The organism is Roseovarius sp. BRH_c41 (assembly GCF_000961715.1).
Lineage (GTDB): Bacteria > Pseudomonadota > Alphaproteobacteria > Rhodobacterales > Rhodobacteraceae > Roseovarius.
In genome coordinates this window covers 90,110-113,959 of the sequence record NZ_LADY01000064.1, presented here as the reverse complement: position 1 = coordinate 113,959, position 23,850 = coordinate 90,110, and the positions used below count along the sequence as shown (strand labels likewise).

At 58.7% G+C, this 23,850-nt stretch carries 20 protein-coding genes; 11 read left to right on the top strand and 9 right to left on the bottom strand.

The genetic code is table 11. The features are described from left to right. Positions 1-289 precede the first annotated feature (289 nt). From VR71_RS20640 to VR71_RS20625, 4 genes are all read right to left on the bottom strand, one after another. Positions 290-991, bottom strand: a complete 702-nt coding sequence (locus tag VR71_RS20640; RefSeq protein WP_045686377.1) for a CpXC domain-containing protein — start codon at positions 989-991, stop codon at positions 290-292. A 39-nt stretch (positions 992-1,030) separates the two neighbouring features. Next, positions 1,031-3,928 (bottom strand): hypothetical protein, encoded by a 2,898-nt coding sequence (locus VR71_RS20635; protein ID WP_045686376.1) that lies wholly within the window; start codon positions 3,926-3,928, stop codon positions 1,031-1,033. A gap of 46 nt (positions 3,929-3,974) precedes the next feature. Further along, the gene (locus VR71_RS20630; RefSeq protein WP_296430681.1) at positions 3,975-5,345 is read right to left on the bottom strand and encodes a hypothetical protein; all 1,371 of its coding nucleotides are present in this window, start codon (positions 5,343-5,345) and stop codon (positions 3,975-3,977) included. A gap of 62 nt (positions 5,346-5,407) precedes the next feature. Then, on the bottom strand, positions 5,408-6,469 hold the full coding sequence (locus tag VR71_RS20625; RefSeq protein ID WP_045686374.1) for an OmpA family protein: 1,062 nt from the start codon (positions 6,467-6,469) through the stop codon (positions 5,408-5,410). Between the two features lie 159 nt (positions 6,470-6,628). On the opposite strand from VR71_RS20625, the gene VR71_RS20620 reads away from it, so the two are divergent. After that, positions 6,629-8,125, top strand: a complete 1,497-nt coding sequence (locus tag VR71_RS20620) for a caspase family protein (protein ID WP_296430679.1) — start codon at positions 6,629-6,631, stop codon at positions 8,123-8,125. Between the two features lie 28 nt (positions 8,126-8,153). Here the strand turns inward: VR71_RS20620 and VR71_RS20615 are convergent, their stop codons facing one another. From VR71_RS20615 to VR71_RS20595, 5 genes are read right to left on the bottom strand one after another with little or no spacing between them, the layout of a single operon-like run. Further along, positions 8,154-9,713, bottom strand: coding sequence for a DUF4384 domain-containing protein (locus VR71_RS20615; RefSeq protein WP_045686372.1), 1,560 nt, complete (start codon positions 9,711-9,713; stop codon positions 8,154-8,156). Next, positions 9,710-10,114, bottom strand: a complete 405-nt coding sequence (locus VR71_RS20610) for a biopolymer transporter ExbD (protein ID WP_045686371.1) — start codon at positions 10,112-10,114, stop codon at positions 9,710-9,712. The genes VR71_RS20615 and VR71_RS20610 overlap by 4 nt, the downstream gene beginning before the upstream one ends. Then, complete coding sequence (locus tag VR71_RS20605; RefSeq protein WP_045686370.1) at positions 10,111-10,521, bottom strand: biopolymer transporter ExbD; 411 nt, start codon at positions 10,519-10,521, stop codon at positions 10,111-10,113. Before VR71_RS20605 ends, VR71_RS20610 begins: the two co-directional genes overlap by 4 nt. A gap of 31 nt (positions 10,522-10,552) precedes the next feature. Continuing rightward, a complete protein-coding gene (locus VR71_RS20600) occupies positions 10,553-11,179 on the bottom strand; it encodes a MotA/TolQ/ExbB proton channel family protein (protein ID WP_045686369.1) in 627 nt (208 codons plus the stop codon). Continuing rightward, a complete protein-coding gene (locus tag VR71_RS20595; protein ID WP_009815967.1) occupies positions 11,180-11,620 on the bottom strand; it encodes a hypothetical protein in 441 nt (146 codons plus the stop codon). 220 nt (positions 11,621-11,840) lie between these two features. Here VR71_RS20595 and tssA point away from each other — a divergent pair, with 220 nt between their 5' ends. The 10 genes from tssA to VR71_RS20545 all read left to right on the top strand — a co-directional run bounded on the left by tssA (position 11,841) and on the right by VR71_RS20545 (position 23,834). Continuing rightward, positions 11,841-12,863 (top strand): type VI secretion system protein TssA, encoded by a 1,023-nt coding sequence (gene tssA, locus VR71_RS20590; RefSeq protein ID WP_009815966.1) that lies wholly within the window; start codon positions 11,841-11,843, stop codon positions 12,861-12,863. 70 nt (positions 12,864-12,933) lie between these two features. After that, positions 12,934-13,449, top strand: a complete 516-nt coding sequence (gene tssB, locus VR71_RS20585; protein ID WP_040650290.1) for a type VI secretion system contractile sheath small subunit — start codon at positions 12,934-12,936, stop codon at positions 13,447-13,449. A gap of 3 nt (positions 13,450-13,452) precedes the next feature. Continuing rightward, on the top strand, positions 13,453-14,946 hold the full coding sequence (tssC, locus tag VR71_RS20580; RefSeq protein WP_009815964.1) for a type VI secretion system contractile sheath large subunit: 1,494 nt from the start codon (positions 13,453-13,455) through the stop codon (positions 14,944-14,946). A gap of 64 nt (positions 14,947-15,010) precedes the next feature. Next, positions 15,011-15,532: a type VI secretion system tube protein Hcp gene (locus VR71_RS20575; protein WP_009815963.1), complete on the top strand. Its 522-nt coding sequence runs from the start codon at positions 15,011-15,013 to the stop codon at positions 15,530-15,532. Positions 15,533-15,613: 81 nt separating this feature from the next. After that, complete coding sequence (locus VR71_RS20570; protein WP_045686368.1) at positions 15,614-16,432, top strand: type VI secretion system accessory protein TagJ; 819 nt, start codon at positions 15,614-15,616, stop codon at positions 16,430-16,432. Then, positions 16,425-16,922, top strand: coding sequence for a type VI secretion system baseplate subunit TssE (gene tssE / locus VR71_RS20565; protein WP_009815961.1), 498 nt, complete (start codon positions 16,425-16,427; stop codon positions 16,920-16,922). The genes VR71_RS20570 and tssE overlap by 8 nt, the downstream gene beginning before the upstream one ends. Before the next feature lie 6 nt (positions 16,923-16,928). After that, positions 16,929-18,806 carry a type VI secretion system baseplate subunit TssF gene (gene tssF, locus VR71_RS20560; protein ID WP_009815960.1) on the top strand — a complete coding sequence of 626 codons (1,878 nt, stop codon included), beginning with the start codon at positions 16,929-16,931 and terminating at the stop codon, positions 18,804-18,806. After that, complete coding sequence (gene tssG, locus VR71_RS20555; RefSeq protein ID WP_009815959.1) at positions 18,770-19,816, top strand: type VI secretion system baseplate subunit TssG; 1,047 nt, start codon at positions 18,770-18,772, stop codon at positions 19,814-19,816. Before tssF ends, tssG begins: the two co-directional genes overlap by 37 nt. Position 19,817: 1 nt before the next feature. Further along, on the top strand, positions 19,818-22,553 hold the full coding sequence (gene tssH / locus VR71_RS20550; RefSeq protein WP_045686367.1) for a type VI secretion system ATPase TssH: 2,736 nt from the start codon (positions 19,818-19,820) through the stop codon (positions 22,551-22,553). Positions 22,554-22,586: 33 nt separating this feature from the next. Next, positions 22,587-23,834, top strand: a complete 1,248-nt coding sequence (locus VR71_RS20545; protein WP_045686366.1) for a hypothetical protein — start codon at positions 22,587-22,589, stop codon at positions 23,832-23,834. Positions 23,835-23,850 lie beyond the last annotated feature (16 nt).

Here is a 23,850-nt window from a genome sequence, read left to right as displayed (position 1 = left end):
GGCATTTTTCTGCGACTGGAGTGAGCGACACCCCATAGATTAAGAACAGGTTGCCAGCGAAAGCTCCGAGCGCACCGTATCCGGATATGTGACACTCATAGGCCGCCCGCCGCCAACTTTGTTAAGAATACTGGTGCCAAGCCGCAGTCTGGTGCCGCTTAATTCATACGGTCGAAGTTCGTTTGGTCGAACTCGCCTCTGTCCCCGCTATCATGGTCTACTCATAGGACTAAAAGTCCGTCTGCCTGCTCAGACACGCTTACTAGTTTTTTGCCCCCGATTTACCGCTTCATCTCGCTGGTTCCATTGGCTTCGGCACGATGGTGAGACGCTGGATGTCGACAAAGCTGCCCGCCGAGAGTTCGGCGGCCAGTTTTGCCCAAGCTTCACCGCCGTCGACCTCGTCATAAAGCGATCTTTGGGCCGTGAACAAATCCAACGGCGTATTGGAAATGGCGTCGATCCAGGCCATTTCCAACTGGTCGCCGTGAAGGTTTACGAGCCGCAGTTCGACGCCCGGTGCCAGGGGATTGGCGGGACGGTTGCGCAGGATCGCAAGCTTCATCAACTCGACCGATACATCCCGCAGCCCGTGCTGCGCTATCAGAACTTTTTCGCGGAAGGCGGGCCAGCCAAAGCTGAGACGCACGGTGAGTAGTTCGCCTATCTCCTTCGCAGCGTCGGGCGCGCCCGATCCATATGCGTCCTCAAAGGCGGTGTTGGCGGCCTCTTCCTCTTCCTTCCAATGGGCCATGGCAGACAGGGGGCGGGCCATCATCCACAGCCCCTCGCCGACTGAGAGATAGTTGATTGACGGTTCAACCCGGAATGCGGTCTCGCATTTCTTGCAGGTGTGCGACTGGATCGTGCCTGTGAGGATCGCCTCGGTTAGGTCGACGCGGCGGTCGCCGTTGACACTGGAAAATATCTCCATCTCGGCGATGGTGCCGCAGTTCGGGCAAGGGGCTTGTTCAACTGTAAATAGGGACATCCGTAGGGTCCTTTCGTTTGGCTGCGAAGGCAGGGGCGTTCAAAGCTTGCTGAGCCACGTCTGTGCCGGGTGGGAGGGCTTGAGTTTCTTGGTGTGATACGCTGCGTATAGTTCCGAGAACCATTCACCGGGAGCGCGGAACTGGTAGCCCGTAATGCCCTTGCGGCGCGCCGACAGATCGTAGGAGACCCAATGGTTGGGATAGGCCTCATGGATCATCCGGCCGGTCTTCGACATATGGCGGGCGTTGGAATTGGTGGCACTGTCCCAGATGTCCGTGGTGGTGCGCACGGCGCCCAGCCAGTCGAGGAAATTGTCCCGTCGCGTTTCCCATTCACCTTGCGTGACGCCGTCGGGCGGCGGCGGCAGGTCAGGATTGCCGCCCGCCATCTTGCGTTCGACAAAATGCGCATCGAAATCGAACTCGTCCGCGACTTCGACACTGATCTGCGAGGTATCGCCACCATGTTCGCGCCAGCCGCCGAATTCCGCACCCGCGCCCTTCGAGCGCATGAAGCCCTTGCGATCATCAACTGCATGGCCGATTTCATGAAGCGTTGTCCATTTGCCGTAGGTTGGATTGGGCACTTCGGTATCCGGCACGGGTTTGCATTCGTCGTCGATGGCGTCGAGTTGGCCGGGGTCGCCCAAGGCGTTGCCGTCCAGATTGAAATGGTTGAAGCAGGCCATAACTACGGCGCCGTTGGAGGGCTCGTAATAGGAGCCGCTTTCGTCCTCGATCCGGTCAAAGCGGGCGAGGCTGGGGTTGAGCTTGGTGTTTGTCTCGGGAACCGAGGCGAGCATCTCGTAATAGGCCTTGAGGTTCGGAACTGGGGCATCGAGTGCCGGACCGGTCTTGGCCCCTGTGCCGTCCTCGGTGCGTGTCGCCTCGCTGGTGAACAGCTTCACGTCCATGTTGAAGCGTACCGACAGCAAGGTGGACATGACCTTTTGCGAGGCGTTGTCGGGCAGGCTGGCCACCATTGCGTCGAGCTGCCGCTGACCGTCCGGCAGGGCAATCAGGGCGCGGATGTCCGCCTCACTCAGGTCGCCGTTGGTGTCTGCCAAGGTCGCCAGTTTCGCGACCGCGAGCAGCGCGTCGGCGGCAGAGAGCGATCCGTTGGCCTTGATCTGGTCGAACTTGACCGAATGCTCCTGCGCCTTTGTCAGGTGCTCGTTAATCTTTGGCTCGGTTTTGGCCTTGTCGGGGTAATTGGTCTTGGCTAGCTCAGTCGCGGCCTTTTGAGTGTCCGTGAGGCGGATGCGGAAAGCATCTTCGGCGTCGGCCAGTTTGCGGGCGATATCTACCTTGGTTTCGCCATCGATTAGGTGTGCGAGTGCCGTTTCGTCATCTGCGAGCGCGGCCTTGCGGGCATCCTCGGCCAGTTTCGTTACGGCGGCGAGCCGGTCCTTGATGTAGCCAGCCTGTTCGTGTGTGGCCTCAAGCCCGGACACACGTTCGTCCAAAGCATCGGCGCGGGAGTAGATCTGATCGACGTTCTGGGCAAGCCGGTAAGCGAAGGTAGCGGTATCGGCCGCCCGGCTGAGGGCCGCGCGGGCGTTCGATTCGTCACCATTTTTGATTGCGGTCTCGGCAGTTTCGATCGAATTTGCCAGGGTCTTGATCGGTTCGTCGATCTGCGCAGCGCGTTTGTGATCGACAAGCGCCTTATGGCTGGATTGGACGTCCTTTAGCAGCTTTGACAGATCGCCTTTCGGGGCATCCTTGAGCAGCGCAGCAAAAGGCGCGGCCTTTTCCGCCTCGGTCACCGCGTCGGTGCAGCGCTGCGGTACCATTTCGAGGCGTGAGGTGGCGGCGCCGTATTTTAACTCGCTTGCCTGATTGATGCAGGCGTCGCGGAAGGCCTCAATCGCCCTGATATCAGCCTGCACGTATTCGGCGAGGTGATGTTTTTTCAGTTGTTCGATTGCCGTATTGGCCGGGATCAGGGCCGCCTCGAATTCCTCATAAGCGTTGCACAGGTTAAGCAGGGTTTTGATGCGATCAGGCATCGATTTCATGATCAGCGTGGCGTTGTAGTAATCGCGTCTGGCTTCCTCCTCCGCAGCCAGATCAATGTCGGCATTGATCAGCGGATACTCGGCGTCGGCACCGGGGTTGAGGGCCGTTGTCAGCTTCTTGAACTCGGCCATTGCGGTCTGCTTGACCACGGCGTAGTCGTTCTTTTGTTGGATGATTTTCACGGCTCCGGTGATCTCGTGATAGATGGTGGATGACAGGCGCGCGGCGAGCCAGGCGCTGTGTTCCTCGAGTTTTTGCTTTGCCAGCGCGATCTTGGTCAGGATCGCCGACCGTTCTTCCGAAACAACGGGATCGGTGATGCTCGGTAGTCGGTCGGTGCAATCATCTTTGATCATCTTAGTGACGGCATCGTAATCGCTCTTGTAATTGTCGGAGATCACCTTGAGATCTGCGCGCCCGTTAACGATGAAATCGCGTGAGGCCTTTATCGCGGCATAGTCAGGTGGAGTTTTGCCGGCGTCGCTGTCGATGGTTAGAAAGCGCGCTTCGTGGGTAGGAAGCTTGAGCGCAACGCCGTGGTAGGTCTTGCTGATGTCAAGCGCGGTCTTGGCCTCAGCCTTCTGCTTTGCGATCCAAGTATCGGAAGTGTTGGTGATCTTGAGGTCGAGCGCGCCGAGGATCTTCGTTGCTTGGGCGGCGTTGAAGTTTTTCTTGTCCTTCTCGACCATGTCGGTGACGCGCTGGATGTCGGACGTCAGAACGCCACCGTCCACGAAGGGCGGAATCGCCTGGATGCGTTGCGCAAGGCGGGCGCGTTCGGTCTGGAAGGCGATCAGCGTGTCGGCCATATCATCCTTTTCGGCCTGGGAGGTGCCTGAACGGAACAGGCCGCCCGACTTGAAATGTTTCTTGAGAAATTTCTGGCTTGCGGGGGAAAGATCGGAAAAGGGCATGGTTCAGAGTTCCGTGTCAAAGGTTGCTGACCGTGACGGTCCGGGATTACCTGGCGAGTACGTTCGCGATGGCTTGCAACGATTGGGTCGCTGTGGCGGTTACGGCGACGTTTACAAATCCGTTGTCTGCATCCACGTCCTTGAAGAAGTCATCCTGTAGAGCCGCTTGGAATTCGCGGATCTTGGCATTAGCATCGCCCTTGAGCTTGGTTCGGTCGGGTCCTTCGGGCGTGTTGGTGATCTGGTCGAGCAAATCTTCGAGTTCGCCGTCGAAGACCTGAAGTCGCTTGTTCAGGCCACGTGCCTCGTCGGCGACCGGGGCCAGTTCGGGATCGTTTGCACACACATCGATTATGGCTTGTTCCAGTTTCTCGATCTCGGTCAGCATCTTTCGGCGGGTGTTTACCCAAAGCACACGGGATTTCTGGAACGGAACCACGTCTTTGGGTACTTCATCCTGCTGGCCACTTGCTGCGGCCGCGGCGGCTTCTTCCAGATGCGGCTTGAGCTTGGCGGCGATGGCCAGTGCGGCGGTGTAATCACCGGCTTCGGCTTTCTCCGAGGCCATGCCCCACGCCGCTTCCAGCTTGCTGCGGTTGGCCGGGTTGTTGCCGAGTGCCTTTGTATAAAGCACCTCCAACGGGCTTTGGACAGCCTCCCACTTCTTGCGGTCGGGGCTGTCTGCATCGGGGGTATTACCGTCGGAGTTGGTGTCGCCAGGGGTCTTTGCCTCGTTGCCCTCTGCAGGTCCAGCAACAAGCAGCGGTTTGAGCTTGGCAGCGACGCCCATGGCGGATTTGTAATCGCCGTTTCCAGCGGCGGCTTCGGCCCCGGCCCAAACCTTGACGATCTGTGCGGCCCGCGGGTCGGAGGACCCCTCGAACTTTGCGGCCAGCGGTGCGAGTGCCGCAGCGACTTGGCCCCATTGTCCGGCGGCGGGATCGTTGTCGTCATTACTGCCGTCATTTCCGTCGTCGGCCGACGCGTCACGGTTTTGAATGTCGTCGGTGTTCTCGTCCGCCGAATTGGCGTCTGTGGCCGCCTCGTTGTCGTCTTCGTCCTCGTCGCCTTCGGATTCAAGCACCTGACCGTTCGGGTCGGTGATGACCACCTTCATCTTGATGCCGCTCTTGGTCATGAACATCTTCATGTTCTTGGCAAGGCCTGGAAGCATATTGCCTTCGACCATTAGCGTCGCGATCTTGCCTTTCACCCCCACGGTGCCGTATGTAACCTTGCCGGTTTCGCCCTCGGCCTTGGCCTTGCGCATCATGACCTCGCCAGATTTCTTAAGGTCGAGGAAGAACACGTTGTCTTCTGGTTTTTTGCCGAGGCACAGGCCGAAAGCTAGATCCTTTTGACGCGCCTTCTTCAGCAGTGCCTGCATTTCATCAAGGTTTTCGGTCGACATTCCCATGGCGGCATCCTCGCATATGTTGTGGCCCCCACGGAGCCTGTGTTCGACGTGTGATACGCATCTCAGTCGGATATAGAGAATTCGATGCGGCGATTTTCACGGCGGCCCTGTTCGGTAGAGTTGTCCGCCACCGGCCGTGTCTCGCCATAGCCCAAGGCAATCAGTCGCGAAGGGCTGACGTCGCGGGTCGCCAGATAGTCAACCACGGATTGTGCGCGGCGTTCCGACAGAGTTTGGTTAGCGGCAGCGCTGCCGAAGCTGTCGGTATGTCCAGCGATCTGAATAGTAAGATCCGGGCAGCGGGTCACGATCTGTGCCACCGCGTCGAGCAGCGGGCCCGATGCCCCGTCGAGTTGGGCCGAAGCGGGCTTGAAGTAGATGTTGCCGGTACGCGACAGGATATCGAACCGGCCTACGCACGCCTCGAGCGAGAAATCGCCCTCGGCCTCTAGGGCGGCGGCGGCGGGCTTGTCGGTCGGCGTGATAATTTCCCCTGTGGTAACCGCACCTTCGCTCCCGGTGGCCTTGCTGAAGATGAGATCAAAGCTGACTGTCGTCGAGGGCACAATGGTGACATTTGCGGCTTCTTCAAGTTTTTGCAGCCCTTCGGTGAGGTTGAAATCGGCCACCGCCAGCGGCACGGGTTCCTCCGTCGAAACAGCAACGAGATCGTCTCCCACTAGGGTCAGGACGAGCTTTGCCTCAAGCGACTTGGTGACGCCGTGCAGCGCTAGTGTGAACGGTAGTGTGACGGTCTTGCGCTTCACCTGCGGCAGGTCAGCGATAAGTGTGGGGTCGATCCGCGCCGTCACTGTCGCCTCGGGGTACTGAAACGTCTCAAAGAACAAAAAACGCATGCGCACGTTGCGCAAATCGACTTTGGTATCGACGCTGTCGAGCAGAACCTTCAGAGACGCGTTCCCGTTGGGGTCGATTGTGCCTGTCATCGTGGCGAAGGAAGAGGTTTCGATTGCTGAGCCGTTCTTGATCGACTGAAATTGCAAAGAGGATGCGTCGCCTTCGAGCAACCACCCGTCGCCGAACGTTGCCTGCTGTGCAGCCGCGCTAATAGAAAATAACGTGGATAGAAGCACCGCGAACGAGAAGCGTCTAAAATACAGCATAAAAAGCTCCTTGGAAGTGGAGATGACCAAACTATCGCGCCAAGGCTGATCAAAAGCAACACTCTTGTGTCAGCCTGTGGGGACCGATTGCCATGTCGAGCGTTTGCTTTAAGGTGGTGGAGAGCCTAGCGAAGGAATGGATTTATGATACGGCTTTGGGTGCTGATCGTGACAGTTTCACTGTTCGGTGCGACTGTTGGACAGGCGCAGAATTCTCTACCGCAGGAACGGATTGCGCTGGTCATCGGCAACAGCACTTATATGCACGTGTCGCCGCTCGATAATGCGATCAATGATGCGCAACTGATTACACAGTCCATCCGCGATGCTGGCTTCAGCGTGACGTTGCTGCAAGACGCGACGCAGATTGACATGCGTCGGGCAATTGCGGACTTCGGGCGGGCTTTGCGCGATGGAGGACCCGAGACCGTGGGCCTATTCTACTATGCAGGTCACGGGGTACAGAGTTTTGGGACGAACTACCTGTTGCCAGTGGATGCTGGCCTGACCGATGCAGCGGATCTGGACCTTGTGGCGATGGATGCCTCGAGCGTGCTGCGGCAGATGGCATCGGCACGTAACCGGACCAACATTGTGATCCTAGATGCTTGTCGAAACAATCCGTTCGAGAACATCCGGGATCTGGACGATAATGGCCTGGCCGAGATGAAGGCCCCGACAGGGACGTATCTTGCTTATGCCACAGCACCGGGTAGGGTTGCGATGGACGGCACGGGCCAGAATAGCCCCTTCAGCTATGCGCTGGCAGAGGCGATCCAGATCGAGGGCGCACCTATCGAGCGTGTGTTCAAGGATGTGCGGGTGAAGGTCATCGCCCAGACTGGCGGCGTGCAGACGCCTTGGGATACGTCATCGCTGACCCGCGAGTTCGTGTTCCGCCCGGGCAAGCAATTGTCGGCAGAGGAAATGGCCGAACAGCAGTTGTGGAATTCGGTAGCCAAAAGCCGAGACCCAGTTCAGATCATGTTGTTTCTGCGATCCTATCCACGCGGGCTTTACCAAGACGAGGCGCGGGCGATGCTATCGGATGTGCTGGAGCTGGAGCTAAAAGGGGGAAAGCCGGCGCAGCCAGTCGCTGCAACCCCGGAGCCAGATGCGCCCTTCGTGTCGACGGCCCCTGCCGAGACTGAAGTGCAGATGCTGGAAAAGGCGCGAGTGTCGGGCCTGAAGGAAGACTATCAGTCCTATCTCGACGCTTATCCCGATGGCACGTTCAAGGAATTGGTGCGGATTGAGATCGCCGGACTGGAGGGCAAGGAAACCCAGGCGGCAACCTCGCGAGTGGCGGCTACGCCTGCTCCTGAGGGGTTGTTAGAACCGGCCTCTGCGCAACCACGGTTGGACCCAATGTTTTTCAACCAACCCCTGACTGAGGGCCCGTCAGAGATCGTCGGTAAGACGATCCTGGAAATAATCGAGCTTTCGCCGCTTTTCCCGCCGATCGATGGGCTGCCCGACGCGGCTTGGAAGAACAGGTCCTGCAGTACCTGCCACAAGTGGACGCGCGATACGCTGTGTACCCAAGCGGCCACGTACATCAAGGAGGGCGGGGCGCGGGCGCTTCGCAAGGAACATCCGTTCGGCGGCAGCCTTAAGCGCCATCTTCGACTCTGGGCTGAGAACGACTGCAAATAGCGATCGACCAGCTTGATGCATATGGCTTCTATCGTATGGCGGGACGGGTCGTTACGAAGAAATACACCCATTCGCCTTTGAAATCTGGATCGGCGGCTTTGGCTGCGGCCACCCTGTCACGCAGCCAGCCGAGATATTCTGCCGCGGGTTCGATGGTCGGGCGCCGCGTGTCGTAGAGGGGGGCCGAAGCGGCGAAGGCGACGGCGATTTCCTGACCGAACGGCGGACCAATCAGGATCGGCGCGTCGCTGCCGGGTTGGGTGGGCAGCACCTGCAAGGTTGAGGTCGCAGCAAAAGGACCGTTGCCATCGGTGAGGTTTGGCATCAGGTGGATGACCTGCCCCGCGGCGTCGAAATAATCGACATAGACATGCGCGGGATACTCCGGGGCTTGCAGATCGAAGCGCAGCACCTTGCCTTCGGAAAAGAGGTAGTCCTGCGCCTGCGCGGTGTCACCAATGAGCCGCGAGTCGGTGAATTGGTCGGTCGATTGAGGCAGCCCCAGAGTCGCAATGCCGGAAAGTGCGCGGCATTGGGGAGCGGGCAGGTGCTGAAGGTTCGCGGCTACTGGAATGTCGCCGCCGACCTGTGATCGCAGAGCCTCGAGTAGGGGACCGGCGAGGGACGGATCTGGGATGTGACCGCGTAGTTCAAGCGTTCCCGTCTCTGGCACGAAGGTGCCGGAGACGCGCGCGCAGTCAAGGTCGGTCAGCAGTGCTGAAAGACCGTCGCGCAATGTGGCCGCATCCTCAAGCGCACTGGGGGCCATGAATGCTTGAATGGTGGCGAGGGCCTGTGGATCGGTCACCAGCCTGTCGCCGAAGCGCCAGGCAAGCTCGGCTTTAGTCCGGGTGACGGGTAGGGGCGGTTCTATAGCCGAAGTGATGTCAGCGAGTGCTTCACGCGCGGGTGTTCCTGTCGCTGCTTGATGAGCAGCGGCATCGGCGTCCGGCTGTAGTGTGTTGGCTGGCTGGACAACCGGTGTGGTCGTGGCTGCGGATGCAGCTATGGGCTGGCTGGGCGACACCGGGTCGCCGTCCGGTGTGGCGGCTGAAAATGTGTCGCTCGTGATCCGGCCGGGAGCAAGGCTGGCTTGGATCAGCTCTGCCGGCGCCACGCCGACCGATTCGATCAGGGTGGCTTTAGCGATTTGTTCGGACAGAGCGGGGCTGTTGCGGACGGTTGTACCGGCAGGACGGATCGTTGCAGCGATCTGCGCCGCGGCGGGGGCCGCGGAAAGAGCTGCGGTTTGCGGCGATGCCTGCGACAAAGTCTGTGCCGGTGCGGCTTGTGCTACGAGTGGTGCCGCGCGAGGCGTGACAGGGAATGCCTCTGACTGCGGCACGGTCCCGGCATTCAGATCGGTGCCGTCTGCCTTCGCCTCTCGCGCCGCATCGGATTGCGGCTCATGCTCCTGTGCGGTTTGGGTTGGCGCGGTGACCGTGTCCATATGTAGGCGCGATTCTGGTCCGGGCTGATCAGGGACATCATCAAATGCGCGGGTAACAAGATATAGACTGCCCGCCGCGAGATGCACCAGCGCGGAGCCGGCGAGCCCGACGGCCCATAGGACGGCGCGGCTTGTCATTGGATCTCTGGCGTGACGACGAGGACAATATCGCGCGCGCCAAGAGCTTCGATCTCTGCCACCAGCGGCAGCAGGTCCGCCATGACCACGTCGCGATGGGCATTGATCCGCACCAGCAGGCCGGGTTCAGCATTGAGCTGTTCTGTAAGGATAGTGAGCAGGGTGGACGCGATTGTTTCTTTGCCATCGAGCGCCAGTGTTCCCGCGGGAGCGACCGATACGGTCGCCCCGCCTGCAGGCATGTGCGATCCCGTGAAGGCGGTGGCGGGCCGAACCTCGAACGGGGCGGTGGCATCCATGCGCCCAATCAGCATAAAGAACACCAGCAGGAAGAAAACCACGTCAATAAGCGCGATAATGGTTTCGGGTGGGGTGCGGCGCTGCGGACGGGACAGTTTCATTGCTGCCCCTCCAGTCGCATCAGGCGCAGGCGTGTAGCGCCCGCCGTCGTAAGCATGTCCATGGTGCCGACCAGTGCCTGCGTTGTCGCGCGTGAGGAGGGCAGAAGCACGACCGAGAGCAGGGGGTTCTCCGCCAGACCGGACCGAACCAGGTCTACAAGCGCATCGGGCGCGTGGAGTTGACCCCTGATATGAGTTGCGCCGTCTGCGTCGATGCGGACGAGCAGCGTTGTGCCGCTGCCTGCGCCTTGGGACTCGGACTGCTCGGCCCGGTCGACGATAGGGACCATGCTGAGATTTAGATAGGTCGACGTGACCATGAAGAATACCAGCAGTATTAGCAGGACGTCGATCATTGGCACCAGCGAGATTAGCTGGCGTGGTGTCGCCTTGCGGGTCAGCTGCACAGGAGAGCTCCAAGGTGAGAGGTGGCCGCCATCACGGTATCGTCCCGGTGTCCTCCAGCAGGAAGAATTCACCTGCGGCGGATTCAATGTCGTGGGCAGCTGCGTCTACGCGGGTGGCCAGCAGGGTCGCGGCAATGGCCGCCGGAATCGCCACAACAAGGCCCGCAGCGGTGGTCAGAAGCGCCTGCCAGATGCCGCCTGCCAGCACTGATGCATTGGCCGCGCCCTGCGCCAGCTCGAGTTCCTGAAACGACTGGATCATTCCCAGCACGGTGCCCAGCAGCCCCAGCAGCGGTGACACCATTGCCACGAGCTCTAGCAGTCGGATGTGGCGGGACATCACCTCGACCTCTGCATTGCCACGGCGCACAAGTTCGGCCTCAAGCGGTTTGCGGGGCATTTTTCCCTGCGCGGCGTTCAGAGCATAGTGAAGGATGCGGTCGGCGGGGGACGTGCCTTTTGCAAGGCTGGCAATGGCTGTCTCGCGGTCTCCCTTGGACCAGCGTTCGAGCGCATCGTGCCGTGCCGTGCCGGCCGACCGGACGTGCGCCAGTTGCAATACCTTGACCACGATCAGGGCGACGGACAGCAGCGACATCAGTGCCAGAATCACGATTATCGGCCCGCCGGTGCCGACTACGGACAGGGCCGCGTTCATTCATTTCACCAGCGGTGCGGTGGTGCGACTGACCAACTTGACGAGCGGAAAGCAATCGATGTTGTCCTCGTTCTGCGGTTGGCAGCTGTCGATGGCATGCAGCAGGATTTCCGAGATGTCGCTGCAAGCGATCTGCGGGATCTCGAAAAGTTTGAGGGTGGTGCGCGCGACCGGCAAGGGAGCCGCGTCGATGTTCAACAGCCTGTCGATCACGCCCTGACCATCGAGAATGGCAAGAGACATCGCGAAGCCCTCGAACGCCTTGCCGGTTTCGTTGCGGAAGAGAAAAAAGGCTCGACAGCCACCGTCTTCCGCAGGTTCGAACTTGTTCAATTCAACGGTAAGACCTTGCTCCTGAGCGGTGGCGGGCATCGGCAAGACGGTCGCGGCAACGGTGAAAGCCGTGGCACAGCGCGCTGTAAATCTGGTGAACCGGGGCATGGGAGTTCCTTTTCGAAGGTCTGCACCCGCGATGAAATCGCTTTACCGCGTAGCGGTCAAGACAAGCTCAAGGGGCAGCTAAATCCGTCCGTCGACTTGATGAGAGTTTTTCTAGCCAAAAATAGAAATTATGCTAAGGTTAATTCGGATAAACCAGCTTCTAAGTTATGGCGCATTTTCGCCGAGCCACGACCAACACGCCTGTCCTTAAGGAAATTCTATGGATGTTGATGCGCTTCTTCAGGAGCATGGAGAATTTCCTCCCAGCGGCGAAGACCTTGAATACGATCCTGAATTCACCGAGATGGAGATCGCGGCGACGCCCGGCGAGGAGAAGCAGGTCGGGAACGAGTTTGTTCCAGGTGACGATCCTGACTACAAGGAAGTGTCAAGGCTGGCACTTGCGATAATCGCACGTAGCCACGATTTGCGGGCGGGGGTTTTTCTGGCGGAAGCGCAGCTGCGGCTGAACGGATTGCCAGGATTTGCTGACGGAACCAGCTATATCCGCCGTTGTCTCGAGGATTACTGGGAGACGTGTCATCCGCAGCTGGATGCGGAGGACGATGACGATCCTACGATGCGGGTGAATGCGGTTCTGGCTTTAGCCGATGACGACCGCATCTTGCGGGGACTGCGCAAAGCGCCGCTGACAGCAAGTCGGACGTTTGGAATGATTTCACTGCGCCATATTGCCGTGGCCGACGGCGATATAACGCGGCCTGCCGACATGGAAAATGTGCCCGACGCCTCCGCCATTGCGGCCGCGTTCCAAGACACGGACGAGGACACTCTGCGACGAATTGCGGAGGCGGCCGCAACGGCGATGTCGGACGTGACAGCGATCAGCGACATCTTCGACACGCAGACGCCCGGGCAGGGTCCGGATCTTGATCCAGTGCTGAAGCTCCTCAAAAAGATCAACAAACATCTCCGCAATGCCATCGGCGAACCGGTGGTTGCAGAATTGGATGTGGCCGATAAAGATCTAGCTGACGCAGTCCCCGAAGCGCGTGCCGCTAGCGGAGGTAGCGGGGCCATCAACTCACCCGTTGACGTGGAAAACGCACTCGACCGTATCATCGGCTATTACGAGCGCAGGGAACCGTCTAGCCCTCTGCCGATTCTTCTGAGGCGCGCCAAGAAGCTGGTAAATGCGGATTTCCTAACAATCATGCGGGACATGGCACCGACAGGACTGGAACATGTCAACATGATTGGCGGAATCGAGCAAGATGAGTGATGATTTGATGACGCTACAATTCCAAGGCGATACAGTCCAACCATAACGAGATTTGAAGGAGACAAAGGCGATGGCCGGAAGTTCACAGAAGTTCATAGCCCGCAACCGCGCGCCTCGCGTGCAGATCGAATATGATGTGGAGCTTTACGGTTCCGAGAAGAAGGTGCAGCTGCCTTTTGTTATGGGCGTAATGTCCGATCTGGCCGGCAAGTCCGAGGTCGCGCAGCCTGTTGTGGCAGACCGGAAGTTCCTTGAGATCGACGTCGATAATTTCGACGACAGGATGAAGTCCATGGCGCCGCGTGCGGCGTTCACGGTGCCCAACACGCTGACTGGTGAAGGAAACATGGCGGTCGATATCACCTTTGACAGCATGAACGATTTCAGCCCTGCGGCAATTGCTGCCAAGGTCGAACCCCTAAAAGAATTGCTGGATGCTCGCATGCAGCTGAGTAACCTTATGACCTATATGGACGGCAAGTCCGGTGCCGAGGACCTGATCGCAAAGATCATGCAGGATCCGGCTCTGCTCAAGACACTTGCCGCTCAGCCAGCCCCCAAAACCGACAGCACGGACCAGGAGTAACAGATGGCCGAGACAGAAACAGAAGCAGCAGGCGGCGCCAAATCTACGGCTTTTGGTTCGTCCGATTTCGAGAATTTGCTGAAAAAGGAGTTCCGCCCCAAGTCCGATCAAGCAAAGACGGCGGTCGAACAGGCGGTCAAGACCCTTGCGGAACAGGCGTTGGCCAACACTAGCTTGGTTTCGGACGACGCGCTGCGAACCATTGAAAGCATCGTCGCGCAGATCGACAAGAAATTGACCGAACAGGTCAACCTGATCCTGCACCACGCCGATTTTCAGCAACTTGAAAGCGCCTGGCGCGGTCTCCATTATCTCGTCAACAACACCGAGACCGACGAGATGCTAAAGATCCGGGTGATGAACATCTCGAAGAAGGACATGCACAAGACCCTGCGCAAGTTCAAGGGCACCGCATGGGACCAGTCGCCGATCTTCAAGAAGGTTTACGAAGAGGAATTCGGCCAGTTCGGCGGCGAGCCTTTCGGCGCGCTGGTGGCAGATTACCATTTCGACCACAGCCCGCCCGACGTGGAGCTGCTGGGCGAGATGTCCAAGATCGCCGCTGCCGCGCATGCACCGCTGATCACCGGTGCCAATCCAACGCTCTTCCAGATGGATAGCTGGTCCGAGCTGGCCAATCCGCGCGACCTGACCAAGATCTTCCAGACGCCAGAATATGCGTCTTGGCGATCCCTGCGCGAAAGCGAGGATTCCAAGTATGTTGGTCTCGCTATGCCGCGTTTCTTGGGCAGACTGCCATACGGTGCAAAAACTGACCCCGTCGAGGATTTCGCCTTCGAGGAGGACACGGACGGGTCTGACAGCACCAAATACGGTTGGGTCAACGCTGCCTATGGCATGGCGGTCAACATCAACCGTTCGTTCAAGGAATACGGATGGTGCAGCCGTATCCGAGGCATCGAAAGTGGCGGTGCGCTGACCAATCTGCCTTCGCATACCTTTCCGACTGATGATGGCGGTGTGGATCAGAAATGTCCGACTGAAATCGCAATCTCGGATCGGCGCGAGGGCGAGCTTGCCAAAAACGGCATGATGCCCCTGATCCACCGCAAGAATTCTGACCTTGCGGCCTTTATCGGGGCGCAGTCGCTGCACAAGCCAGCAGAATATGACGACGACGACGCGACGGCCAACGCAAACCTAGCTGCGAGGCTGCCGTATTTGTTCGCCACTTGCCGCTTTGCCCATTACCTCAAATGCATCGTGCGGGACAAGGTGGGCAGCTACAAAAGTCGCGACGATATGCAGGAATGGCTGCAGAAATGGATTAACCAGTATGTTGATTTCAATCCGGAAAGCTCACCCGAATCCGTAAAGGCGCAGCACCCCCTTGCTGCGGCAGAAGTAGTGATTGAGGAAGTGGAGGGTAACCCGGGGTACTATACGTCGAAGTTCTTTCTTCGACCGCACTATCAGTTGGAGGGCCTGTCTGTTTCCCTTCGATTGGTTTCGAAGCTGCCGAGCGAAAAGGCCTGACGTTATCACTGCTTCTCTCGGCAATCTAATTTCTTAGAAGCATCAACAATGAGGAAAAACAAAAATGTCATTCGACGCATTTATGTACATGCCCGGTGAATCCAAGCTCCAAGGTGAAACTCAAGATGATGATATGGCCAAAGAAAAGGCCTTTGAAATCCTAAGTTTCGAAATCGGGGCCGAGAACAACATCAACATTGGGTCGATTTCGTCCGGTGGTGGGGCTGGCAAGGCCACGTTCAAGGAATTGACTGTCACAAAGAAGACAGACACGGCGTCCTGCGGCTTGTTCACTCGCCTTTGTGAAGGTGGCCACATTCAGGACGTTCACATCGTGCTGCGCCGCTCGGGTGGCACTGCTGGTAAATCTGGCGCGACCTTCCTGAAGTTCGACTTCAAACTTGTTATGATCCAGGACATTAGCTGGTCGGGTTCGGACGGCGACGACATCTGTGAAGAGACCCTGGTCATGCAATATGGCGCGATGAAAGTCGAATACAGCCAGCAGGACGTCAAAGGTACGATGAAAAAGCACAGCGATGCGATGTGGAGCCGCGTCAAGAACAAGGCCGAGCTTACCGTGTGACCCTTTTGCCTTGCAGAAATGCGTAAAGGCTGGCCCGCAATCGAGCCAGCCTTTACGAGGTTATTTTCCAGGGAGAACGCGATGATAGCCGAGGATCTGTTAGAAGCCGGTGATCTGGATGGAGCGCTTGTCGCGTTGCAAGAAGCTGTGCGCGGGGATGCAGCGAACCCAGCGCTGCGCATTTTCCTATTTCAACTTCTTTGTGTGCGCGGTGACTGGAAGCGCGCGATTGCGCAGCTCAAAATCTCGGCTGAACTGGATCCGACCGCTACGCCTATGGCGCAAACTTACCGCGAAGCCATCATTTGCGAAGTGTACCGCGAGAAGGTGTTTGCGGGCGAGAAGGCGCCGCTAATTTTCGGCGAACCGCAGGAATGGACGGCACTGATCGTCGAAGCGTTGAAGGCAAATGCCGCAGGAAATACGGGCAAGGCTGCCGAGATCCGGGCGCGCGCATTCGACGCCGCGCCGACGGTGTCAGGTAAGGTCGATGGGCAGTCGTTCGCGTGGATCGCGGATGCCGACATGCGGCTTGGCCCACTACTGGAGATCATCGTGAACGGTAAATATTACTGGATGCCGTTCACATCGATCTCCAAGGCTGAATTCGAAGACCCTGCAGATTTGCGCGATGTGGTTTGGACGCCCTGTACGATCACCTTGACCAACGGAGGAGAATTCGTCGCCCTGATTCCGACCCGCTATGCCGGGACCGTTGCCGCCGACGGAGCAGCTATAAAACTAGCGCGTGCGACGGAATGGGTCGATCTCGGTCACGACACCTTTGCGGGACTTGGCCAGCGGTTGTTAACCACGGATCTAGGAGACACGGCGTTGATGGATCTACGTCTGCTCGAGATGGACGCGGCCAGCGGTGCCGGGGAGCTTGCAGATGTCTGACCGGACGATATCCGAACGGCTACAACCGTCGCTTCTGGACCGGCTTACCGATCAGGGACCGTCGGAAAAGACCGAGCGGCGCGAGGATCGAGTGATTGACCTGCGCAAGTTGCGCGAGATCATTCAGCGCGATTTAGCTTGGCTGCTGAATACTTCGGACAACAGCACCATGATCGACGTGGACAAATATCCCAACGTGGCCCGGTCGGTGCTGAATTTCGGTATCCGGGAAGTGGCTGGTGATTATTCCACTGCCGAGCGTGCAGAGTTGATCCGCAAATCCATCGTCGGCGCAATACGGACCTTCGAGACCCGAATACATCCCGATTCTGTCGCGGTCGCGCTGCGTGTCGGCCAAGAAAGCGGCGGCAGCATCGTGACATTCGATATACGCGCCGACATGTGGGCTCAACCTATGCCAATGGAGCTTTACCTGCGCAGCCAGGTTGATGTGACAACTGGAGAGCTTGAGCTGGAAAGGATCGTCTGACCTCCCATGGATACACGCCTGTTGAAACATTACGAAGGTGAACTGGCCTTCATGCGCGATATGGGCGCCGAGTTCGCAGAAGCTTTCCCCAAGATCGCGGCCCGGCTGGGTATGGACGGTGTCGAAGTTGTCGATCCCTACGTGGAACGGTTGCTTGAGGGCGTTGCATTCTTGTCTGCGCGTGTCCAGCTTGAGCTGGAGCTGCAATATCCAATGCTGACGTCGCATCTGTTGGAAATCATCTATCCGCATTACTTGGCGCCGTTACCCTCGATGATGGTAGCCGCATTCGAGCCCGACATGCAGAACGCCGCACTTGCCGATGGTTATTTGATTCCGCGCCATTCCGTCATGCGCAGCACGCTTGGTGAGGATGACCACACGCCCTGCGTCTTTCGCAGCTCCAGCGACGTGACGCTGTGGCCGATCACAATCACGCAAGCTGAATATATCGACGGTCGCGGGGAGCTTGCAGCGGCAGGCATATCGCGCGACACCGAGGCGCGGGCGGGAATACGGCTGCGGTTGAGCAGGTTCGGCAAGCTGCCGATTGCCGATCTGTCGCTGGACAATTTGGTTCTGTTCCTAAACGGACAAGAGGGCAAGAACTGGGAACTGCACGAGCTTCTCGGCACGCAGGTAACGGGAATGGTGGGCCGGTCCACCGACCGGCGGAACGATTGGATCGCGGAACTGCCGAACGGTCGCGTGGTGCCGCGCGGCTACGAACCCGAAGAGGCGCTGTTGCCTACGCCGCAGCGGTCATTCGACGGCTACCGCCTGTTGCAGGAGTATTTTGCAATGCCGGAGCGGTTCCATTTTGTGGAATTGCAGGGGCTGAGCATGGCCATCGGTCGCGCCAAGGGGCACGAAGTTGATATCTATATCCTTTTGCGAGATGGCGCGCCGGACATCGCGTCCGGCGTTACGCCCGAGGCATTCACGCTGCATGCAACGCCGGCAATCAACCTGTTCCACAAGCGCTGCGACAGGGTACATGTATCGGGAGCCGACGTTGATCACCATGTTGTCGCTGATCGTACCGCGCCGCTCGATTTCGAGATATTCTCGATTGAGAGCGTGGCCGGGATTTCGGGGGAGGGAGATCAGGACGTCCCGTTTCGCCCATTCTATTCTGCTGACGACCTGACCGCCGCTGGAGAGCGGCACACGGCCTATTACACACAGTCACGCAAGATGCGGCAACGTGCAGAACGTGAGCGGCTCAAGGGAGTGCGGACATCCTATCTGGGGTCCGAGCTGTATCTTTCTCTTGTGGACAGCGCGCAGGCCCCGTTTTCGGCCAGTCTGGATCAACTGGCGGTTCAGGCGATGGTCACGAACCGCGACCTACCGTTATTGTTGCCAACCGGATCAAAGGACGTTTTCCACCTGCCCGAAGGTGGACCGGTGGCGCATGTCACCACGCCGGTCAGCCCAACGCGCCCGCGCCCGACGCTGGCCCAAGGGGACACGGCGTGGCGTCTGATTTCGCATCTCAGCCTCAACTACTTGTCTATCGCCGAAACCGGCAAGGACGACGGCGGTGCGGCGCTGCGTGAGTTGATTGGAATATACGCGCCGTCGGGCAACAAAGTCCTTGAAAAGCAACTTGAAGGGCTGACTGGCGTGTCGACTCGGCCCATCGTGCGGCGCATGTCGGACGAGGTACTGTCTACGGCAGTGCGCGGTTTGGAGATTTCCATCACCTTCGACGAAAGTTTTTTTGAAGGCACCAGCGTCTATTTGTTGGGTGCCGTGCTTGAGCGGTTTTTTCGTAAATATGTATCTATCAACAGTTTCACAGAAACGGTGCTTGTCACCCAGCAGCGCGGAGAGATTACCCGATGGCGCCCCCGGACAGGTCTGGGACGGATCCTCTGACGCATCTGGAGCGGCTGAGTCAGGACCCTGAAAAACATCATATATTCCATGCTTTCCGGATACTGGAAGCGGCGTTTCCGGACGCGCCCCGGTTCGGGGAGGCGCGCCGCCCGCGTGAGGACAAGGTGCGTTTTGGTCAAGAGGCTGAGCTGTCGTTTCCGCCTTCGACTGTGGCCGGGTTCACGCCGCCCCGTGGCGGCAAGCCGGGGCGTTTGACCAACCGCTTCTTCGGCCTGTTCGGCCCGCAAGGGCCGCTACCGCTGCACCTGACGGAACATGCCCGCGCCCGGTTGCGCCATCACCGAGATCCGACCTTCGTGGAATTTGCGAACATCCTGACTCATCGGCTGATGACATTGCTTTACCGTGCCTGGCGTTCCGGACAACCCGCGCCGAGCTTCGACCGCGGCAACAACGACGGGATTGAACGAAAGATCGCGGCCATAGCGGGCTATCACGGCACCCATTTACGCAAATCGGACGACCTGCCAGATCTGGCCAAGCGTCATTTTACCGGGCTGCTCGCGCAAGGGCCGAAGAACGCCGAGGGTCTGCGGTCCATCGTCGAGGCCTTCTTTGGCACCAAGGTCCAGGTGCAGGAATTTGTCGGCTGCTGGCTGTATCTGGAGCCAGATGACCGCTGGCGAATGGGAGTGCCAGCGGCGCTGGGGCGCACAACCTCGATTGGAGAGCGGGTCTGGACACGTTCGGCTAAGTTCCGGCTGCGGCTGGGGCCACTGAGTCTGTCCGATTACATCCGCTTGCTGCCGGGCGGCGAGTCTCTGCCACGGCTGCGCGCCATCGTGCGCAATTACGCGGGTGATGCGATGGACTGGGATGTGAACTTGGTGCTGTGCGCCGACGAAATACCGCGCGCCAAGCTGGGCGAGACGGTGCGGCTGGGTCAGACCAGCTGGATCGGAGAGAACAAGATCAAGAAAGATGCCGATAACCTGTTTCTGGAGCCGAACGCCCAGATACATCTGGCGACAATGACAGGAAGGACATGAAATGACGGAAATCAGCCGCGTTGCGCTATTTGGCAAGCTGAACAGCCTTGGTTACAAGGCCATCGAAGGGGCGACGGTGTTCTGCAAGATGCGCGGCAACCCCTATGTCGAGATCGTGCACTGGATCCACCAGATCCTGAACAACCAGGATAGCGACCTGCACCGGATTATCGACCATTTCAATCTGGACATGGGCAAGATCGCCACTGAGATCACGAGGGCGCTGGACAACCTGCCGCGCGGGGCGAGTTCGGTGTCGGATCTGTCGTCGCATCTGGAGGATGCGATGGAACGGGCCTGGGTCTGGGGGTCTCTCCTTTATTCCTCGAACCAAGTACGGACCGGGCATATCCTGCTCGGAATGCTTGAAACACCGAACCTGCGCAATACCCTCGTCAGCATTTCGCCGACGCTGGCCGGGGTGAAGTCAAACGATCTGGCAGAGCACTTTCACAAGATAACCGATGGCTCGCCCGAGGATCGGATGCGCCCACAGGATGGATCGGTGACGGGCGGAAGGGCCGAACCGGGCGAGGCATCGGGAGCCATGGCACCGTCGCAGATGGGCAAGCAAGAGGCGTTGGATCAGTTCTGCACTGACCTAACCAAACAGGCGCGCAACGGCGAAATTGATCCGATCGTTGGTCGGGATGAGGAGATTAGGCAGATCGTCGACGTTTTGATGCGGCGGCGGCAGAACAACCCGATCCTCACCGGCGAGGCGGGCGTAGGCAAAACCGCTGTGGTCGAGGGTTTCGCATTACGTATCGCGCGGGGCGATGTACCCCCGGCGCTGAAAGACGTACGGCTTTTGATGTTGGATGTCGGCCTGTTGCAGGCGGGTGCCAGCATGAAAGGCGAATTTGAGAACCGATTGCGGCAAGTGATCGACGAGGTGCAGGGTTCACCCACACCTATCGTGATGTTCGTGGACGAGACACATACGTTGGTAGGTGCGGGCGGGGCTGCCGGAACCGGTGATGCTGCGAATCTGCTTAAGCCAGCGCTCGCGCGCGGTACGCTGCGGACCATAGGTGCGACGACATGGGCCGAGTACAAGAAATACATTGAAAAAGACCCTGCGCTGACCCGCCGATTTCAGGTCGTTCACGTACAAGAGCCGAGCATCCCCAAGGCGATCATGATGATGCGCGGCATCACCGGGATGTTGGAGAAGCATCATAGAGTCCAAGTGCTGGACGAGGGAATCGAGGCCGCAGTGACTTTGTCTGCGCGATATATTCCAGCGCGACAATTGCCGGACAAGTCGGTCAGCCTGCTAGATACCGCCTGTGCGCGGGTCGCTGTCAGTCAGCACGCGGTGCCCGCGCAGGTCGATGACAGTCGACGCAGGATCGAAGCCTTCAGCACGGAGCTTGACATCATCGGGCGCGATGAAAGCGCCGGTTTCGATGTGGATGAGCGCCGCGCTGCGGTGACCGAAGCCAAGAATGAGGAAGAGGTTAGGCTGGCTGGATTGAATGCGAACTGGGACGCCGAGAAGGCCTTGGTTGCCGAGATAATTGGCCTGCGCGCGCAGCTACGGGGCGCGGGTCATCCGGTGGATGAGGCCGAACCGCCACAGGGTTTGGCCGTGACAGAGGCCGCGTCGGTGGAGGCGGGCCTTGCGCTGATGAGCGACGTTGAGCGCGCCGAGTTGATGGCGCTGCTCAGGGCAAAGAACGCCGAGTTGGTGGAGCAGCAGGGCGATAGCCCCCTGATCCTCCCCATCGTGGACCATCAGGCGGTTGCCAACGTCGTCGGCGACTGGACTGGCATTCCAGTGGGACGCATGGTTAAGGACGAGATCGAAACAATACTGAATCTGGAGCAACACCTAGCGCGCCGGGTCATCGGTCAGGACCACGCGATGAAGATGATCGCCAAGCGTATTCAGACCAGCCGAGCCGGGCTCGACAACCCCAGTAAACCGATCGGCGTGTTCCTGTTGGCGGGCACCAGCGGCGTTGGCAAGACGGAAACTGCGTTGGCACTGGCAGAAGTACTATACGGTGGCGAGCAGAATGTGATCACGATTAACATGTCGGAGTATCAGGAGGCGCATACTGTGTCGTCGCTGAAGGGTGCGCCGCCGGGCTATGTTGGGTACGGCGAGGGTGGTGTGCTGACCGAGGCAGTGCGGCGCAAGCCTTACTCGGTGGTGCTACTCGACGAGGTGGAAAAGGCACATCCGGACGTGCATGAGATATTTTTCCAAGTATTCGACAAGGGCGTCATGGAGGACGGCGAGGGCCGGGTGATTGATTTCAAGAACACGCTGATCTTGTTGACATCTAACGCGGGCACTGAGCTGATCATGGATCTGTGTTCGGACCCCGAGTTGCTGCCAGAACCCGAAGGCATGGCCAAGGCCCTGCGCGAGCCGTTGCTCAAGGTGTTCCCGCCGGCGCTGCTGGGGCGTTTGGTGGCTATCCCGTATTACCCGCTAAGCCCGCACATGATTGCGGAAATCACCAAGCTGCAGCTGGGTCGGATCAAGAAGCGTGTGACGGCAGCGCACGGTGTGCCGTTCGAGTATTCCGATGCGGTGGTAGATGAGATCGTTAACCGGTGTCAGGAACTGGAGAGTGGCGGGCGGATGATCGACGCGATCGTGACCAACACGATGCTGCCCGACATCTCGGCCGAATTCCTGCGTCGGATGATGGAGGGCAACAAGGTTGAGAAGGTAGCCATCGACGTTGTAGACGGCGAATTCATCTACAGCTTCGATTGATCCTCAGGACGCAGTGAGCATGGAGGACGGCTCATGACCAAGCATACAGTGATGGATAAGAAGAACGTCGAGATCAATGTCTCGGGGCTAAGGATGGTAAAACCCCCTGCGCTTAGCTTCAAGGTAGTGGTCGAGTTGGACAAGAAGATGGAGAAGGGGGCGGAGAAGGACCCGCTGTTGATCCAAGAATTCCAGAATGCGGCGATGGAGGTCTACGACCAGACCGTCAAGACGATCGAACAGAAATGCAAGGTGTTCGACAAGGGTTTCCTTGAGATGGTCTCCAAGGGGGCAAGCAAGTCCGATCTGAAAAAGCAGCTCGACGGGTTGAACAATGCGATAAAGAACGACGTCAAGGTGGCCGAGAAAGCGGCGGAGATCCAGGTCGCGAAGGCTTGGGCCAGCCTGCAGAAGAAAAGGAAGGAATGGTCGAAGTTCAGAATCAAGATCGCCACCACCATCGTGGGCACACTTGCGGGGCTAGCGGTGTCGATTGCGGCGATGGCGACCTCGCCGTTCTCGGGTGGGGCCGGAGCCGCATTGGGCATCATCGGTTTCGTGAAGTCCGGCGTCACTCTGGCGACCGAGATCGGCAAGATTGCAATTTCCATTGATGCCGCCAAGAAGGTGGTCGAGCTGAACCTCAAGGTCGTGGAAACGGCAGCGAAGAAGTCTGGGGTTTATGCGGCGAACGAGATATCAGGCGCGGTCTTTAGCGAATTTGTCGGCATATCGCAGCCCACGATCAAGTCCACTGAAGGGGCTGCTGACACGCTGAGCGCCAAATATGCGCAGATCGTGGTCAAGGTGCATGAGCTGAGCAAGGTGCTCAACAAAATCCTCGCGCAACAGGACAAGATGAAAAAAGAGTTCATGCGAGATGTGGACAATCGGTTGAAGAGCCACCCCGCACCCAACAAGACTGCGCAGCGCAAGGTGATCGAAAAACAGCTCGATGATGCGCTGGGGGCCAATTACGCTAAAGTCACGGATGCGATCGGCGATGTGCAGAAGATGTATGCCGAAACGGTCAAGTGGAAGGTGCCGGTCAAAACGCTCAAGATCAGGGTCAAGCAACTGTCGATGAAGGACCCAAAGGCGCTTAAAGTGTTTCGTGAGGGGCTCAAGTTCGCCTCGCTGGCCCTAGCCCCCATTGATGGAAATTCGGTCGCGACGACGGCCAAGGATCTGGGCATGGGCTTGGGTGGCGCGGTGGGTGGTTATGCCTTTGACAAGATCAGCAGTAAGGCCATCGACGGCACTTTCTTCGACGTGGCCTGAGCGGGCAGGTGGGCTG

Coding starts and splice junctions, on each gene's coding strand:
- VR71_RS20640 (WP_045686377.1), bottom strand. CDS start 991: ATGTCCCTATTTACAGTTGAACAAGCCCCTTGCCCGAACTGCGGCACC.
- VR71_RS20635 (WP_045686376.1), bottom strand. CDS start 3,928: ATGCCCTTTTCCGATCTTTCCCCCGCAAGCCAGAAATTTCTCAAGAAA.
- VR71_RS20630 (WP_296430681.1), bottom strand. CDS start 5,345: ATGGGAATGTCGACCGAAAACCTTGATGAAATGCAGGCACTGCTGAAG.
- VR71_RS20625 (WP_045686374.1), bottom strand. CDS start 6,469: ATGCTGTATTTTAGACGCTTCTCGTTCGCGGTGCTTCTATCCACGTTA.
- VR71_RS20615 (WP_045686372.1), bottom strand. CDS start 9,713: ATGACAAGCCGCGCCGTCCTATGGGCCGTCGGGCTCGCCGGCTCCGCG.
- VR71_RS20610 (WP_045686371.1), bottom strand. CDS start 10,114: ATGAAACTGTCCCGTCCGCAGCGCCGCACCCCACCCGAAACCATTATC.
- VR71_RS20600 (WP_045686369.1), bottom strand. CDS start 11,179: ATGAACGCGGCCCTGTCCGTAGTCGGCACCGGCGGGCCGATAATCGTG.
- VR71_RS20595 (WP_009815967.1), bottom strand. CDS start 11,620: ATGCCCCGGTTCACCAGATTTACAGCGCGCTGTGCCACGGCTTTCACC.
- tssA (WP_009815966.1), top strand. CDS start 11,841: ATGGATGTTGATGCGCTTCTTCAGGAGCATGGAGAATTTCCTCCCAGC.
- tssB (WP_040650290.1), top strand. CDS start 12,934: ATGGCCGGAAGTTCACAGAAGTTCATAGCCCGCAACCGCGCGCCTCGC.
- tssC (WP_009815964.1), top strand. CDS start 13,453: ATGGCCGAGACAGAAACAGAAGCAGCAGGCGGCGCCAAATCTACGGCT.
- VR71_RS20575 (WP_009815963.1), top strand. CDS start 15,011: ATGTCATTCGACGCATTTATGTACATGCCCGGTGAATCCAAGCTCCAA.
- VR71_RS20570 (WP_045686368.1), top strand. CDS start 15,614: ATGATAGCCGAGGATCTGTTAGAAGCCGGTGATCTGGATGGAGCGCTT.
- tssE (WP_009815961.1), top strand. CDS start 16,425: ATGTCTGACCGGACGATATCCGAACGGCTACAACCGTCGCTTCTGGAC.
- tssF (WP_009815960.1), top strand. CDS start 16,929: ATGGATACACGCCTGTTGAAACATTACGAAGGTGAACTGGCCTTCATG.
- tssG (WP_009815959.1), top strand. CDS start 18,770: ATGGCGCCCCCGGACAGGTCTGGGACGGATCCTCTGACGCATCTGGAG.
- tssH (WP_045686367.1), top strand. CDS start 19,818: ATGACGGAAATCAGCCGCGTTGCGCTATTTGGCAAGCTGAACAGCCTT.
- VR71_RS20545 (WP_045686366.1), top strand. CDS start 22,587: ATGACCAAGCATACAGTGATGGATAAGAAGAACGTCGAGATCAATGTC.